Consider the following 15,508-nt stretch of genomic DNA (forward strand, 5'->3'; position numbering starts at 1 on the left):
CCCATGACCTTTCTGCTGGACGAGATCGCCCTCGCCACCGCCCGGCTCGCCGAGGCAGGTGTGCCGTCGCCGCGCACCGACGCCGAGGAGATCGCCGCGTGTGTGCACGGCGTACGCCGCAGTGAGCTGCACATGGTGAAGGACTCCGACTTCGACGCCCTGTTCTGGGAGGGCGTCGCCCGCAGGGAGTCCCGCGAGCCGCTCCAGCACATCACCGGGCGGGCCTACTTCCGCTACCTGTCCCTGGAGGTCGGGCCAGGCGTGTTCGTGCCGCGCCCGGAGACCGAGGTCGTGGTGGGCTGGGCGATCGATCGGCTGCGGGAGATGGACGTCGCCTCGCCCGTGGTCGTGGATCTCGGCACCGGTTCGGCCGCGATCGCGCTGTCCATCGCCCAGGAGGTCGCGCTCGCCACCGTGCACGCGGTCGAGGTCGATCCCGGCGCCTACACCTGGGCGAAACGCAACATCATCGAACACGGCCAGGGCCGTGTCCACCTGCACCCCGAGGACCTGGCCGACGCCCTCTCGGAGCTGAACGGCCAGGTGGACCTGGTGATCTCCAACCCGCCCTACATCCCGCCGGGCGCGATCCCCCGTGATCCCGAGGTCCGCGACTACGACCCGCACCGCGCGCTGTACGGATCGGGCAGCGACGGCCTCGACGAGGTCAGGGCGGTGGAGCGGACCGCGAGGCGGCTGCTGCGCCCCGGCGGGTTCGTCGCCGTGGAACACGCCGACCAGCAGGGCACTCCGGTCTATCTGATCTTCTCTGAGGAGAACGGCTGGCGCGACGTTCGCAGCCGCCAGGACCTGACTCGCAGGGACCGCTTCGTCACCGCTCGATTCGGCCAGGAATAGGATGCACGCCGTGAGCCGACGTTTTGACTGTATGGATGCCACCCAGCGCGCCACGGGCCTACTCGAGGCCGCGTCCGCCCTCCAGCGGGGGGAGCTCGTGGTGCTCCCGACCGACACCGTCTACGGTGTCGGCGCCGACGCCTTCACGCCCGCCGCGGTCACCGCACTGCTTGACGCGAAGGGACGCGGCCGTGACATGCCGGTTCCCGTGCTGGTCGGGACCGTCCGGGCCGCGAACGCCCTGGTGGAGAACCTCGGTCCGTACGGCCAGGATCTCATCGACTCCTTCTGGCCGGGACCGCTCACGCTGATCTGCCGGGCGAACCGGTCGCTGTCGTGGGATCTCGGCGACGCCAAGGGCACCGTCGCGATCCGGATGCCGCTGCACGCGGTCGCCCTCGACCTGCTCAAGGAGACCGGCCCGCTCGCCGTCTCCAGCGCCAACCGTTCGGGTGCCCCCGCGGCGACCACCGCCGCCGACGCGGAGAAGCAGCTCGGCGACTCGGTGTCGGTCTATCTCGACGCCGGGCCGTGCGAGAGCGACATCCCCTCGACGATCCTCGATCTGACCACGGCGGTGCCCAGGCTCCTGCGGCGTGGGGCGATCAGCGTGGAGAAGCTGCGCGGCGTGATCGGCTACGTCGCCACGGACGCGGGCCCGGAGCCCGGCGACTGACGGTGAGGGCGGTGTGAGGACACGGGCGAGCGCCTCCACGGGGGCGCCCCGATGTCTGAGCGCGCGTCTCCGGCATATGCCGTGATCCATGCCATCTGATTATCACCGTGACGCCGGGCTGTCTCCCCGGTACCTTGAAGTGGGCCGACACTTCCTGGGAGACGTCCATGGGCAAGTTCGAAGGAATGGACCCCAAGCTGGTCCGCGATCTGTTGTCCGAGGTTCAGCGGGCGGCCGAGCGGATGCGGGACGTCGAAGGCAAGGTCTCGCAGATGATGAGCGGGGCGGGCCTGTCCTCTCAGTCGACCCACAGACCCGTCCAGATCGCCGACGCGTGCGACGTGATGGTCCGCGACGTCTCCGCCCGCGTGGCGCTGCTGGAGAAGAGGGTCAGCCAGAACGGGACGGCGCCCCCCACCGAGCCGAAGGCCGGGGACACGAAGCCCGAGGCGGGTTCCCAGGGCGAGGGCGCGAAGCCGGAGACGGACGCCCAGAACGGTGCCAAGCCCGAGTCGGGCTCTCAGAACGGCGCCAAGCCGGAGAGCGGTTCTCAGAACGGGGCCAAGCCCGAGACCCCGAAGGCGGACGAGCTCAAGCCGGCCGTCGGGGCGGACGACAAGCCCCGCGTCGGCGACCAGTCGGCGGAGGCCACCCAGCGCGACGATCCCAAAGACTCCTCCAAACACGACAGCAAGCCTGACTCCAAGCACGAGTCCAAGCCCGACGGCAAGCACGACTCTCCGAAGGCCGACGAGGCCAAGCCGGAGGCCGGTTCGAAGAGCGACGAGACCTCCCCGCGGGATGAGCGGGATGATCGGAAGGAGACGCGGAAACCCGAGACGTCCGGGGCCGACGACCGGAAACCGGAAACGGGGTCGAAGGCCGACGAGACCTCTCCGCGTGAAGGAGAGAAGGCCAAGGAGGAGCGGGAGGGGGAGAAGTCCAAGGAGGAGCGGGAGAAGCCCAAGGAGACCGCGAAACCGGCTGAGACCGCGCCGCGCGAGACCTCCAGGCCCGATCCCACGCCTGAGCCGCCCAAGGCGGAGCAGCCGCGTCCTGAGCCTCCCAGGCCCGATCCGACACCTGAGCCGCCCAAGGCCGAGGAGCCCCGTCCCGAACCTCCCAAGGCGGAGGAACCACGTCCCGAGCCTCCGAAGGCCGAGGAGCCGCGTCCTGAGCCTCCCCGCCCGGACCCCGTGCCGGAGGCTCCGAGGGACGATGCCGTGCCTCCGTCGGAGGTGTACAACCCGGACTCCCAGTCCGTACCGGACGTGCCGAGGGGCGAGGACACCCGGCCGGAGGCCCCCGCACCGGGTCGCGTCCCCGAGATGCCGAACGTCGAGGGCGCGCCCACGCCGGGTGCCCCGAACGCCGAGGGCGCGGAGATGCCCAGGCAGGATTCCGCGCCCGCGCCGGACGTCCCCAGAACCGAGGGGACGCATCCTGAGACGCCGAGGGTCGAGGATCTGAAGCCCGCGGTTCCCGGACCGGGGGAGAACCCGCAGGGGGGAGGGCAGCCCGTCGACACCGCGCCGCGCGAGACGCCCGACCTCCCGCGTACGCCCGGGGCTCCCAACCCGGACACCGCCCCCGCGCCCGGGGCGCCGCAGGGGGACTCCACGCCCACGCCGGAGCCGCCCAGGGCCGACGACGGGGGGAGGGAGGTCATCAACTCGGGCGACACGACGCCGCGCGGGCAGGATTCGACCGGCACCGTGCCGGTGAACGATTCCGACGCCAAGGGCGACACGGGGTCCAAGGGTGATGAGACGACGCCGCGTGGGGATTCCACGGGGAACGCGCCCGTGAACGATTCCGACGCCAAGGGCGACACCGGCTCCAAGGGTGATGAGACGACGCCGCGCGGGCAGGATTCGACCGGCACCGTGCCGGTGAACGATTCCGACGCCAAGAGTGACACCGGCTCCAAGGGCGACGAGCGCTCGCCCAGAGACGGGGGAGGGTCGTCCGGCGACACCGTTCTCGACACCCCGAGGAAGGATCACCCCGACGACATCGACCAGAGCGGCGATTCCAGGGCGAAGGTCGTGGAGGTCGACGGGGTGAAGGTGCTCCAGATCCCGCTCGACGCGCCCACGGCGGCCGAGGTCGACGAGCTGCTGAAGAACATCGAGGACATCCCGCCGCTGGAGATGCCGGGTGTCGACAACGTCTCCGTCACCGGGGGGCAGCCCGGCTGGGTCGAGCCGCACCAGCCGCTCGATTCCGCCAAGCCCGCGTACCCGCTCCTCGACACGGCGGGCCCGACCACGGACCAGACCGTCCAGCCGCCGGGCACCGGTGGCGACGCGACTCCCCAGTCCACGGGTACGACCTCGGGCGATCCCGTCCCGAGGCCCGCCGATGTGACGCAGGGAGACTCCCCTTCCCGGTCCACCGGTGAGGCCGCGCTCCGGCCCGTCGGGACGGCTTCGGGCGAGCCCGCGATCCAGACGGCGAATACGACCTCGGGTGAGGCCGCCGCGCGGCCGGACGGGATGCGGGTGCCGGCCGTCGGCGACGCGGTTTCCGCTGTGGCGCAGGATGCGGCGGGGGTTTCCGGACAGGCGGGAGCGGCTCCCGAGGGTGTGTCCGCGCAACCGGCCGTACAGCCGGACGCGCAGCCGCCCGTGCGACCGGACGCGCAGCCGCCCGTGCGACCGGACGCGCAGCCGCCCGTGCGACCGGACACGCAACCGGTCGCACAGCAGGACGGGGGTTCGGTCGCCCGGTGGGCGAACGACGGCAGCGACGTCGTCACCGCGGAGGCGGGTCCGCTCGACCTCGACGCGCTCAGGACGCTCGCCGACAACGCCCGAGAGATCGAACCGCTGGAGATGCCCGGCGTGAGCGTGCCCGACGGGGAGACCTGGGGCGAGGGCGCCTGGGCGCCCATGGACATCCGGCCCGACGGTCCTGCGGGTGACGTGGAAGCGGGAGATCCGCTGCGGCCTATCCCGCCTCCGGGGGACGGCCGGTGACCGTCGCGAAGGCGTCGAGGCGGCGAGCGGGTGGGTGAGAGGCGCCTGGGAAGCGAAGGGCGGCAGGCGGTGAGTGTGTCGGCGGTTCGTCCTCGTCCTTGAGCGTGGTCGGCGAGTGAAGAGGGTCAGTGAGCAGGAGGCAGGGAGCGTGTCAGCGAGGGTGAGGAGCCTGTGATGTTCGTGGATCCACCCGCACCGCAGCCGATGCAGCCGGGGGAGACCCCTCCGGCCTCGGCCAGCACCGGTCTGCCGTCCCCGGACGCGGCCACGTCGTGGGAGTTCAACCCCGACTACCAGCGGCTGGTCATGATGTGGAGGCAGGTGCTCCCCGTGCTCGACACGCTGACCTCCAGCCTGGACAAGGCCTACCAGCTCGCCAGGAGCAGCGACGTCTGGGACGCGCCCGTCTCCGGCCGCTACGTCGAGGACATGACGGAGTGGCGCACCCGCCTTGGCCTCTACCGGCAGGCGGTCCTGACGTCGATCAGCGACCAGGCGGCCGACACGCCGAGGTGGGTGCCGGTCAGATCCGGAGCCCCGCACGCGTTCTCGTGAGGCGGCCCCGTCGGGGTGCCGACCTCCGGACACGCGGTCTCGTGGGACGGTTCTCCGGGCGGCGTCGCGTCTGCCTGACGGGTGTTCCTGCGATGCGGTCTCTGCGATGAGGGCGCTCCCTCGCGACACGCCTTCCGGGGCGGCACGTCCTTGACCTGGGACAACCGGGGCGGGCGGGCTTACAGTGGGGGTGAGTCGTCGTCTTCGGGGTGTGAGCCATGGGCGCAGAACCGTACTACGGGCCGGATTTCGGTCTCCTGCAGCGCGAGGACCCGGAGATCGCGAGTGTGCTCCTCGACGAGCTCGACCGGCTCCGTGGCGGCGTCCAGCTGATCGCGAGCGAGAACTTCACCTCACCCGCCGTGCTCGCCGCGCTCGGCTCGACGCTCACCAACAAGTACGCCGAGGGTTATCCCGGCAGGCGTTACTACGCCGGGTGCGAGGTCGTCGACCGGGCCGAGCGGCTCGCGATCGACCGCGCCAAGCTGCTGTTCGGCGCCGAGCACGTCAACGTGCAGCCCCATTCCGGCGCCTCGGCGAACCTGGCTGCCTACGCGGCCCTGCTCCAGCCCGGCGACACCATGCTCGCGATGGAGCTGTCGCACGGCGGCCACCTCACCCACGGCTCCAAGGTCAACTTCTCGGGACGCTGGTTCGACGTCGTGGCGTACGGCGTGCGCAGGGACACCGAGCTGATCGACTACGACGAGGTGAGGGAGCTGGCGCTTCGGCACCAGCCCAAGATGATCATCTGTGGCGCCACCGCCTATCCGCGTGAGATCGACTTCGCCGCTTTCCGCGGGATCGCGGACGAGGTGGGCGCCTGGCTGCTCGCCGACGTCGCGCACACCGTCGGCCTGATGGCCGGACTGGCCCTGCCGTCCGCCGTGCCGTACGCGGACGTGGTGACCTTCACCACGCACAAGGCGCTGCGCGGTCCGAGAGGCGGCGGGATCATGTGCACGGGGGAGCTGGGACCCAGGATCGATCGCGCGGTCTTCCCGTTCGTGCAGGGGGGGCCGCTCATGCACGCGGTGGCGGCCAAGGCGGTCGCGTTCGGCGAGGCGCTGCGGCCGGAGTTCGCACAGTACGCGCGACAGGTGGTGGCGAACGCCCAGGTGCTGGCCGAGGCGCTCGCCGCCGAGGGCATGCGGCCGGTCTCCGGGGGCACCGACAGCCATCTGGCGCTGATCGATCTGCGCGATGTCGGGATCTCCGGAGCGGTGGCCGAGCAGCGGTGCCAGGCGGCCGGGATCACGCTGAACCGCAACGCGATCCCCTACGATCCCGAGCCGCCCACGGTGACCTCGGGGATCCGGGTCGGTACCCCCTGCGTCACGACTCAGGGAATGGGCCCCGAGGAGATGAAGGAAGTGGCCTCGATGGTCGCGCAGGCCATCCGAGATCCGGACGCGACGGGGGAGATACGGGAGCGCGTCGAGGTGTTGACGAGGGCTCATCAGATATATCCCAGCGAACTATGAGCTGTTCTGTGTCGTTTTCCGGTCACAGGTGGCCGGACTATCCGCGAAACTGGTTCCGTGCGCGAATACCTACTCATGGCGCTCGTCGCGGCCGCGGTGACGTACCTGCTGGTTCCCCTGATCCGCGTTTTCGCCGTTCGGATCGGCGCCATGCCCGAGGTTCGCAGCCGTGACGTGCACACCACGCCGACCCCCAGGCTCGGTGGCCTGGCGATGTACGGTGGCCTGGTCGCCGGTCTGCTGATCGCCGGAGAGCTGCCCTACGCCGGGGGCAAGCTGGCGGCCGAGGGCCAGGGCAAGACCGTGATCGCGCTGATCGCCGCGGGTGGCCTGATCACGCTGACCGGCTTCCTGGACGACTGGCTGGGCATGGACGCGCTGGTCAAGCTCGCCGGGCAGATCGGCGCCGCGGGGGTGCTCGTCACCTTCGGGGTCAGCCTGCCGTGGCTCCCGCTGCCCACCGCGCTGGGCGGGCAGACCATCCTGGACTCGACGCTGAGCCCGCTGATCACGATCCTGATCGTGGTCGTCATGATCAACGCGGTCAACTTCGTCGACGGGCTCGACGGGCTCGCCGCGGGGATCGTCGGCATCGCCGCGATGGCCACGTGGACGTACTCGGTGGCCCTGTCGAAGGACTACGGCAACACCAGCATCAACGCGACGGCGGTCATCGCCTCGGTGCTCATCGGGATCTGCCTCGGCTTCCTGCCGCACAACTTCCACCCGGCGAAGATCTTCATGGGTGACACGGGGGCGATGCTGATCGGCCTGGTCCTCGCCTCCACGATGATCCTGGTCACGCCGCTCGACTCCAGCAGCATCAACCGTTTCCCCGTCATCCTTCCCCTGCTCGTGCCGGTCGCGATCCTGGTGCTCCCGCTGTTGGACCTGATCATGGCGGTGATCCGGCGCACGTCCAACGGCCTGTCGCCGTTCTCGCCCGACCGGGGGCATCTGCACCATCGGCTGCTGGACATCGGCCACTCGCACCGCCGCAGCGTCATGATCATGTACGCGTGGACCTTCCTGTTCGCCTTCGCGGTCGTGGCGCTGTCCATCGAGGGCGTCCCGCTCATCCTGTTCCCGCTCACCGTGCTGCTCGCGATCGGTGTGCTGGTGATGATGGCGCTGCCCCGCTGGCGCGCCCGCCGCGACCTCGGCGGGGCCGAGGGCGAGGCCGAGGGGGGGACCGAGGGGCGTGGTGGGCCGGATCCCGCCTCTCCCACGGGTCCCGCGGGTCCGGCGGAGGGGCCGGGGCGGCACGCGCGTCCCGGCGGGCAGCCGCACCGGGGCAGGCCCCATCCGTATCCCTCGGAGGCGTCGGGACCCCGTCCGGCCGCCGCCGGCGACGACACGGCGACGCTCTCGGCGCTGCCCGACCTGTCGCTCAGCGCTCCCCGCCAGGGTTTCTCGAACTCTGAGACGCCGCTTTGAGCCGTTTTCGCCAACACCTTGATCGTTTACTTGAAACAGCAGGTAAAGGCGGCCTTCCGAGAGCTTGTGATAGCTTTCACTAACGGGTCCGGGGGCCAGCCGGATCTACGACGTAGCAATCGCTCGCTTGATAACAGCCACAGGGAGTGCCGATGCAGGCCAACGACGTGCGCGTCCTCAAAGGGGCCGTGATACCCACCGCCGCCGCGGGCGTGGTCGTCGTGCTCGCGGCGACGCTGCTCTCCGGTGGCAAGGGGGCGCTGGGGGCCGCGCTCGGCCTCCTGGTGGTGGCGGTCTTCTTCACGGTGAGCCTGGTCGCGGTCTCCTACGCGAGCAGGATCTCTCCCGCCATGATGATGGTCGCCGCGATCGTCACCTACGCGGTGAAGGTCCTGATCATCATGGCGCTCCTTAAAACTTTCGAGAGTGCCACCGCCTTCGAGCCCCGCGCCTTCGGCTGGTCGGCGATCATCTGCACCGTCGTCTGGACGGCCGGTGAGATGTGGGGGTTCATGAAGACGAAGATGCTCTACGTCGACCCGAGTGCGACCGTTCCCGGTCGGGGCGACCCCCGGTGAGGCGTATTATGACCGGGCGGTGGGCACCCGATATGACTAGTCATCTGCCTGGCTGCTATTGTCATGCCCGCAATGAGCGAACAAGAACGCAGGCCCGAGAGCGATGGCCGCGACTTCGCCAATGCTGCCTGGTCGGTTCCCAGTTACATTCTCTCCGGGATCATTCTGTACGGCGGCGGTGGTTGGTTGCTGAGCCGTTGGACCGGCGTGGCTGTGTTCACACCGATCGGAGTGATCGTCGGTGTCGTTCTCGCCATCTACCTGGTCTACCGGAAATACGGTCGCTGACCTCGCGCGGCGGTCGCTTCGCTGAGGAAGCAATCTTGATCCACTACCACGTTGAAGGGAACGCCGCGTGAAGGCGCTGACGGTCCTCGCCGCCGACGAGTTCAAGGCCCCCGGGCTTGATCTCTTCGTTTTCCCCCCGATCATTCCCGGCGTCACCTGGTTCACCAAGCCGGTCCTGCTCGCTCTGCTGAGCTCGCTCCTGGTCATAGCCTTCTGCTGGTCGGCCTTCGCCAACCCGAAGCTGGTCCCCAGGGGCATCCAGAACATCGGTGAGATCGGCTACACGTTCGTCCGCGACCAGGTGGCCCGCCCCTTCCTCGGTAAGGACGCCGACCGCTGGATGGGCCTGCTGCTGAGCCTGTTCTTCCTGGTCTGGATCTGGAACCTGATGGGGGTCGTCCCCTTCCTGCAGTTCCCGATCGCCTCGCACATCGCCTTCCCGATCGTCCTGGCGGCGAGCATCTACGTGCTGAAGATCTACCTGGGCATGAAGCACCAGGGCGGACTCGGCTACTTCAAGAACATGATGTTCCCGCCCGGCCTGCCCAAGCCGATCTACGTGCTGCTCGCGCCGATCGAGTTCCTCTCCAACATGATCGTGGCGCCGTTCACCCACGCCGTGCGACTCTTCGCCAACATGTTCGCGGGCCACATCATCCTCGCCTTCTTCAGCGCCGTCGGTTTCTGGTTCCTCTTCGAGCAGCTCACGCCGCTCGGAGCTCCGGTGGGTGTCGTCGGCGTCATCATGACGATCGCGATGACCGGGTTCGAGTTGTTCATCCAGTTCCTCCAGGCCTTCCTGTTCGCGCTGCTCGCCGCGATGTACATCGGCGGCTCGCTGCACGCCGAGCACTAAGACCCTTCTCGTCCAGTTCAGACCGGTGAGACTCGTTCACCGGCCATCTTGTAAAGGAAACAGCAATGAACGTCATCGCTGAGGTCTCCGGCAACATCGGTTCCATCGGTTACGGACTCGCCACGCTCGGCCCCGGCATCGGTGTCGGTCTCATCTTCGGTAACGGTCTGCAGGCCATCGCCCGCCAGCCCGAGACCTACGGCCTGATCCGCCAGAACATGCTGCTGGGCTTCGTGCTCGTCGAGGCGCTGGCTCTGATCGGTCTTGTCGCGCCGTTCATCTACGGCTGATCGAAAACACCTCTGACGGAAGGCTGCATCGATGACTACCGCAGCTAAGCTCCTGGCGGCCGAGGGCAACAGCCCGCTCATGCCGCACGTCTACGAGCTGGTCGTCGGCGGTTTCGCGTTCTTCGTCGTCCTCTTCGTCGTCGGTAAGATCCTCACCCCGCGCATCCAGAAGACCCTGGCCGAGCGGACCGACGCGATCGAGGGCGGCATCAAGCGAGCCGAGGACGCCCAGGCCGAGGCCCAGGCGCTGCTCAAGCAGTACAAGGACCAGCTCTCCGAAGCCCGTCACGAAGCCTCGCGGCTGCGTGAGGAGGCCCGCGAGCAGGGCGCGCAGATCAAGGCCGAGCTCCGCGAGGAGGCGCAGGCCGAGGCCCGCCGCCTGGTCGAGGCCGCGCACCTGCAGATCGAGGCCGACCGCCAGCAGGCGTTCGCCCAGCTCCGCACCGAGCTCGGCCGCCTGTCGATCGAGCTCGCCGGCCGCATCGTCGGGGAGTCCCTGGAGGACGAGGCGCGTCAGCGCCGCACCGTCGACAGGTTCCTTGAGGAGCTCGAGTCGAGCAGCGCGGCGGTCCGCTGATGACGCGGCGAACCGGGCGTGACGCGCGAGTGTCGGTGAGCAGCCGATGAGGGGCCTGAGCAGGGCCTCGCTGGCCGAGGTCGAAGAGCGCTTCAACGCCGTGGCGGGAAGCGCCGACCTCGGCACGCTGGCCGACGAGCTTTTCTCGGTCGCCGACCTGCTGGACCGTGAGCACGGGCTCCGCCGTAACCTCTCCGACCCGGCACGTCCCGCGGCCCAGAAGGCGCAGGTCGTACGGGTGCTGCTGGAGGGCAAGATCAGCGGTGCCGCGCTGGAGACGGTCATCGCGGCCGTGTCCGCCAAGTGGGCGCGCCTGGGCGACCTGGCCGACGCGCTGGAGCGCCTCGGCGTCATCGCCGCCGCGGCCGAGGCGGAGGCACAGGGCAGGCTCGACGACGTCGAGGACGAGCTGTTCAGGTTCGGGCGGATCACCGCCTCGAACCTGGAGCTTTACCGGACCTTGACCGCGCCGGCGGCCCCGGCACCGGCCAAGCGGGAGCTCCTGAACTCCCTCCTGGCAGGAAAGGTGGCCCCCACCACCCTGCGCCTGCTCATCCAGCTTGTGCTGCATCCGAGAGGACGTAGCCTGGACAGTGGGCTTGCCGAGTTCGGCAGGCTGGTCGCCGCCCAGCGGCAGCGCCTCGTCGCGGTGGTGCGCAGCGCCGTCGTGCTCTCGGAGGTGCAGAAGCAGCGTCTCGCCACGTGGCTGCGCACCTCGTACGGCCGCGACGTTCATCTGAACGTCGAGGTGGATCCGCGGGTGCTGGGAGGGTTCTCGGTCCACATCGGGGACGACCTCATCGACACCACCATCGCGGGACGAATCGAAGAAGTCCGCCGCCGGTTGGCCGGCTAGGCGAATAGGGAGACTGAAGAGAGATGGCGGAGCTTACGATCCGGCCGGACGAGATCCGGGACGCACTTGAGCGCTTCGTCCAGGCGTACGAGCCGGAAGGTGCCGCGCGCGAGGAGATCGGGACCGTCGTCGACTGCGGCGACGGTATCGCCCATGTCTCCGGCCTTCCCTCGGCGATGGCGAACGAGCTGCTTGAGTTCGAGGACGGCACGCGTGGCCTGGCACTGAACCTGGACGTCCGAGAGATCGGTGTCGTCGTTCTGGGCGACTTCAGCAAGATCGAGGAGGGCCAGTCGGTCCGCCGGACGGGCGAGGTCCTGTCCGTGCCGGTCGGCGACGGCTTCCTCGGCCGGGTGGTCGACCCCCTGGGTGTCCCCCTGGACGGCAAGGGCGCGATCGAGGCCGAGGGCCTGCGCGCCCTCGAACTCCAGGCCCCCTCGGTGGTCCAGCGCCAGCCGGTGAAGGAGCCGCTGCAGACCGGCCTCAAGGCGGTCGACGCCATGACGCCGATCGGCCGCGGCCAGCGCCAGCTGATCATCGGTGACCGTGGCACGGGCAAGACCGCCGTCGCCGTGGACACCATCCTCAACCAGCGGGAGAACTGGCTCTCCGGCGACCCCGACAAGCAGGTTCTCTGCGTCTACGTCGCGGTCGGCCAGAAGGGCTCCACGATCGCCCAGGTCAAGGGCCGCCTTGAGGAGGCGGGCGCGATGGAGTACACCACCATCGTCGCCGCGCCGGCCTCCGACCCGGCCGGCTACAAGTACCTCGCGCCCTACACCGGTTCGGCCATCGGCCAGCACTGGATGTACCAGGGCAAGCACGTCCTCATCGTCTTCGACGACCTGACCAAGCAGGCCGACGCCTACCGCGCGGTCTCCCTGCTGCTGCGCCGTCCGCCGGGCCGCGAGGCGTTCCCCGGCGACGTCTTCTACTTGCACTCCCGCCTCCTTGAGCGCTGCGCGAAGCTCTCCAAGGACATGGGATCCGGCTCGATGACCGGCCTGCCGATCATCGAGACGAAGGGCAACGACGTCTCGGCGTTCATCCCCACCAACGTCATCTCCATCACCGACGGCCAGTGCTTCCTCGAGACCGACCTGTTCAACGCGGGTGTGCGTCCGGCCATCAACGTCGGTGTCTCCGTCTCCCGAGTCGGCGGCTCGGCGCAGATCAAGGCGATGAAGAAGGTCGCCGGCACCCTGCGTCTGTCGCTGTCGCAGTTCCGTGACCTGGAGGCGTTCGCCTCCTTCGCCTCCGACCTGGACGCGGCCTCCCGCGCCCAGCTGGAGCGCGGTCAGCGCCTGGTCGAGCTGCTCAAGCAGGCCCAGTACAGCCCGTTCCCCGTCGAGAAGCAGGTCGTGTCGGTCTGGGCCGGCACCACCGGTGAGCTCGACGACGTCCCGGTCGAGGACATCCGCCGCTTCGAGACGGAGTTCCTCGACTACCTGGGCCGTGAGAACAAGGGCGTCTTCGACGGCATCCGCGAGACCCGTGACCTGTCCGACGACACGATCACCGTCCTCAAGGACGCCATCACCGAGTTCAAGAAGAGCTTCGAGACCTCCTCCGGCGAGTACCTGGTCAACGACGAGCCGGTCGCCGCGCTCGGCGAGGCCGAGGTCGGCCAGGAGAAGATCACGAAGCGAGTCCGCTCGGTAGAGAAGAAGTAGCCGATGGGTGCCCAGCTAAGACTGCTGCGGCGGAGGATCAAGTCGGTCAAGTCCACGGCGAAGATCACCCGCGCCCAAGAGCTCATCGCCTCGTCCCGCATCGTCAAGGCCCAGCAGCGGATGCAGGCCGCGGTGCCGTACGAGCGCGAGATCACCCACGCCGTCACGAGCGTGGTCAGCAACACCACCGTCACCGACCATCCGCTGACGGTGGCCAAGGAGCAGCCCTCCAGGGCCGCCGTCCTGATCGTCACCAGCGACAGCGGCTTCTGCGGCGGCTTCAACGCCAACATCCTTCGCGAGGCGGAGGCGCTCGGCAACCTGCTCAGGGACAGGGGCGTCGAGCCCGTGCCCTACGTGACGGGTCGCAAGGGCGTCGCCTGGCACACCTTCCGCAACCGTGAGATGGGCGGGCAGTGGACGGGGTTCTCCCGTAAGCCCGCCTACTCCGACGCCAAGGCGATCGCCGGCACGCTGATCGAGGCGTTCTCGGACGACGACGGGGTGGACGAGATCCACATCGTCTCCACCGAGTTCGTCTCGATGCTGACGCAGGAGGTCGTGGTCAAGCGGATCCTCCCGCTGGAGGTCGAGGAGAGCGTGGAGGAGGCGTCCGACACGCCGCTTCCTTACTTCGAGTTCGAGCCCAACGCGGGCGAGGTCCTCGACACGCTGCTGCCGCGTTACGTGGAGTCGCGCATCTTCAGCGCGCTGCTCCAGTCGGCGGCCTCGGAGGAGGCCTCGCGCCGCCGGGCCATGAAGTCGGCCACCGACAACGCCAACGAGCTCATCCGCGTGTTCACCCAGCAGATGAACCAGGTCCGCCAGGCCGAGATCACCCAGGAAATCAGCGAGATCGTCGGTGGCGCGAACGCGCTGGCCGACTCCGCAGCGGGGAAAGAGTGAAATGACTGCACAGACTGTTGAGACCGGCGTGGGCCGCGTCGCGCGGGTCACCGGTCCCGTCGTCGACGTGGAGTTCCCCGTCGAGGCGATGCCCGAGATCTACAACGCCCTCAAGGTGGACGTCGAGCTCCAGGGTGAGGCGAAGGTCCTCACGCTGGAGGTCGCCCAGCACCTGGGTGACAACCTCGTCCGCGCGATCTCCATGCAGCCCACCGACGGCCTCACCCGTGGCGCCCCGGTGACCGACACCGGCGCGGCCATCTCGGTCCCCGTCGGCGACGTCGTCAAGGGCCACGTGTGGAGCACCCTGGGCGAGTCGCTGGACGTCGAGACCTCGTCGCTCCAGATCAGCGAGCGCTGGGGCATCCACCGCCCTTCGCCCTCCTTCGACACCCTTGAGTCGCGCACCGAGATGCTGACCACCGGCATCAAGGTCATCGACCTGCTCACCCCGTACGTGCAGGGCGGCAAGATCGGCCTGTTCGGCGGCGCGGGCGTGGGCAAGACCGTTCTGATCCAGGAGATGATCCGCCGGGTCGCCCGCAACTTCGGTGGCACCTCGGTGTTCGCCGGCGTCGGCGAGCGCACCCGTGAGGGCAACGACCTCTGGCTGGAGATGGAGGAGGCGAACGTCCTCAAGGACACCGCCCTCGTCTTCGGGCAGATGGACGAGCCCCCGGGCACCCGTCTGCGCGTCGCGCTCTCCGCCCTGACCATGGCGGAGTACTTCCGTGACGTCCAGAAGCAGGACGTGCTGCTGTTCATCGACAACATCTTCCGGTTCACCCAGGCCGGCTCCGAGGTGTCCACCCTGCTCGGCCGCATGCCGTCCGCGGTGGGTTACCAGCCGACGCTGGCCGACGAGATGGGTGTTCTCCAGGAGCGCATCACCTCGACCCGCGGTCACTCGATCACCTCCATGCAGGCGATCTACGTCCCCGCGGACGACATCACCGACCCGGCCCCGCACAACGCGTTCGCGCACCTCGACGCGCAGACCGTGCTCTCGCGGCCGATCTCGGAGAAGGGCATCTACCCCGCGGTGGACCCGCTCGACTCCACCTCGCGGATCCTCGACCCGCTGATCGTCGGCGAGGAGCACTACCGCGTGGCCCAGGAGACCAAGCGGATCCTGCAGAAGTACAAGGAACTGCAGGACATCATCGCGATCCTCGGTATCGACGAGCTCTCGGAAGAGGACAAGGTCACCGTCAACCGGGCCCGTCGTATCGAGCGTTTCCTGTCCCACCCGATGTACGCCGCCGAGGCGTTCACCGGTCAGCCCGGCGAGAACGTCCCGCTGGACGAGACCATCGCCTCGTTCAAGGGTCTGTGCGCCGGCGACTACGACCACCTGCCCGAGCAGGCGTTCTTCATGGTCGGCGGCATCGACCAGGCCGTGGCCAAGGCCAAGGAACTCGCCCGCTAGTCGCCTTCGGCGCCGGTACGGTCATGCGGCCGTACCGGCGCCTGGTTCGATAAGGAACTGGAGA

The 15,508-nt window shown here is 69.0% G+C and carries 15 protein-coding genes; all 15 read left to right on the forward strand.

Annotated elements, in window-relative coordinates; translation table 11 throughout:
* Nucleotides 1-3 precede the first annotated feature (3 nt).
* The 15 genes from prmC (at nt 4) to atpD (ending at nt 15,444) form a co-directional block, all read left to right on the forward strand.
* Entirely contained in the window at nt 4-858 is an 855-nt protein-coding gene (gene prmC, locus AB0B96_RS10380; RefSeq protein ID WP_350948556.1) for a peptide chain release factor N(5)-glutamine methyltransferase, read from the forward strand.
* Between the two features lie 10 nt (nt 859-868).
* Nucleotides 869-1,534: an L-threonylcarbamoyladenylate synthase gene (locus tag AB0B96_RS10385; protein WP_350948557.1), complete on the forward strand. Its 666-nt coding sequence runs from the start codon at nt 869-871 to the stop codon at nt 1,532-1,534.
* 167 nt (nt 1,535-1,701) lie between these two features.
* Complete coding sequence (locus AB0B96_RS10390) at nt 1,702-4,515, forward strand: hypothetical protein (RefSeq protein WP_362897505.1); 2,814 nt, start codon at nt 1,702-1,704, stop codon at nt 4,513-4,515.
* A gap of 174 nt (nt 4,516-4,689) precedes the next feature.
* Nucleotides 4,690-5,070 carry a hypothetical protein gene (locus AB0B96_RS10395; protein WP_350948559.1) on the forward strand — a complete coding sequence of 127 codons (381 nt, stop codon included), beginning with the start codon at nt 4,690-4,692 and terminating at the stop codon, nt 5,068-5,070.
* Between the two features lie 218 nt (nt 5,071-5,288).
* The gene (gene glyA, locus AB0B96_RS10400; RefSeq protein ID WP_362897506.1) at nt 5,289-6,554 is read left to right on the forward strand and encodes a serine hydroxymethyltransferase; all 1,266 of its coding nucleotides are present in this window, start codon (nt 5,289-5,291) and stop codon (nt 6,552-6,554) included.
* Nucleotides 6,555-6,611: 57 nt separating this feature from the next.
* Nucleotides 6,612-7,991 carry an undecaprenyl/decaprenyl-phosphate alpha-N-acetylglucosaminyl 1-phosphate transferase gene (locus AB0B96_RS10405; RefSeq protein WP_350948561.1) on the forward strand — a complete coding sequence of 460 codons (1,380 nt, stop codon included), beginning with the start codon at nt 6,612-6,614 and terminating at the stop codon, nt 7,989-7,991.
* Between the two features lie 152 nt (nt 7,992-8,143).
* The gene (locus AB0B96_RS10410) at nt 8,144-8,569 is read left to right on the forward strand and encodes a hypothetical protein (RefSeq protein WP_350948562.1); all 426 of its coding nucleotides are present in this window, start codon (nt 8,144-8,146) and stop codon (nt 8,567-8,569) included.
* A gap of 72 nt (nt 8,570-8,641) precedes the next feature.
* Nucleotides 8,642-8,857 carry an AtpZ/AtpI family protein gene (locus AB0B96_RS10415; RefSeq protein WP_343975662.1) on the forward strand — a complete coding sequence of 72 codons (216 nt, stop codon included), beginning with the start codon at nt 8,642-8,644 and terminating at the stop codon, nt 8,855-8,857.
* Nucleotides 8,858-8,924: 67 nt separating this feature from the next.
* Complete coding sequence (gene atpB / locus AB0B96_RS10420; protein ID WP_362897507.1) at nt 8,925-9,713, forward strand: F0F1 ATP synthase subunit A; 789 nt, start codon at nt 8,925-8,927, stop codon at nt 9,711-9,713.
* Nucleotides 9,714-9,778: 65 nt separating this feature from the next.
* The gene (gene atpE, locus AB0B96_RS10425; RefSeq protein WP_362897508.1) at nt 9,779-10,003 is read left to right on the forward strand and encodes an ATP synthase F0 subunit C; all 225 of its coding nucleotides are present in this window, start codon (nt 9,779-9,781) and stop codon (nt 10,001-10,003) included.
* 31 nt (nt 10,004-10,034) lie between these two features.
* A complete protein-coding gene (locus tag AB0B96_RS10430; protein WP_362897509.1) occupies nt 10,035-10,580 on the forward strand; it encodes a F0F1 ATP synthase subunit B in 546 nt (181 codons plus the stop codon).
* A 46-nt stretch (nt 10,581-10,626) separates the two neighbouring features.
* Nucleotides 10,627-11,436: a F0F1 ATP synthase subunit delta gene (locus tag AB0B96_RS10435; RefSeq protein WP_350948566.1), complete on the forward strand. Its 810-nt coding sequence runs from the start codon at nt 10,627-10,629 to the stop codon at nt 11,434-11,436.
* Nucleotides 11,437-11,459: 23 nt separating this feature from the next.
* The gene (gene atpA, locus AB0B96_RS10440; protein ID WP_362897511.1) at nt 11,460-13,109 is read left to right on the forward strand and encodes a F0F1 ATP synthase subunit alpha; all 1,650 of its coding nucleotides are present in this window, start codon (nt 11,460-11,462) and stop codon (nt 13,107-13,109) included.
* A gap of 3 nt (nt 13,110-13,112) precedes the next feature.
* On the forward strand, nt 13,113-14,015 hold the full coding sequence (locus AB0B96_RS10445) for a F0F1 ATP synthase subunit gamma (RefSeq protein WP_362897513.1): 903 nt from the start codon (nt 13,113-13,115) through the stop codon (nt 14,013-14,015).
* 1 nt (nt 14,016) lies between these two features.
* The gene (gene atpD / locus AB0B96_RS10450) at nt 14,017-15,444 is read left to right on the forward strand and encodes a F0F1 ATP synthase subunit beta (protein WP_350948569.1); all 1,428 of its coding nucleotides are present in this window, start codon (nt 14,017-14,019) and stop codon (nt 15,442-15,444) included.
* The last annotated feature ends 64 nt before the right edge of the window (nt 15,445-15,508 follow it).

Source organism: Streptosporangium sp. NPDC049046, assembly GCF_040649155.1.
GTDB lineage: Bacteria > Actinomycetota > Actinomycetes > Streptosporangiales > Streptosporangiaceae > Streptosporangium.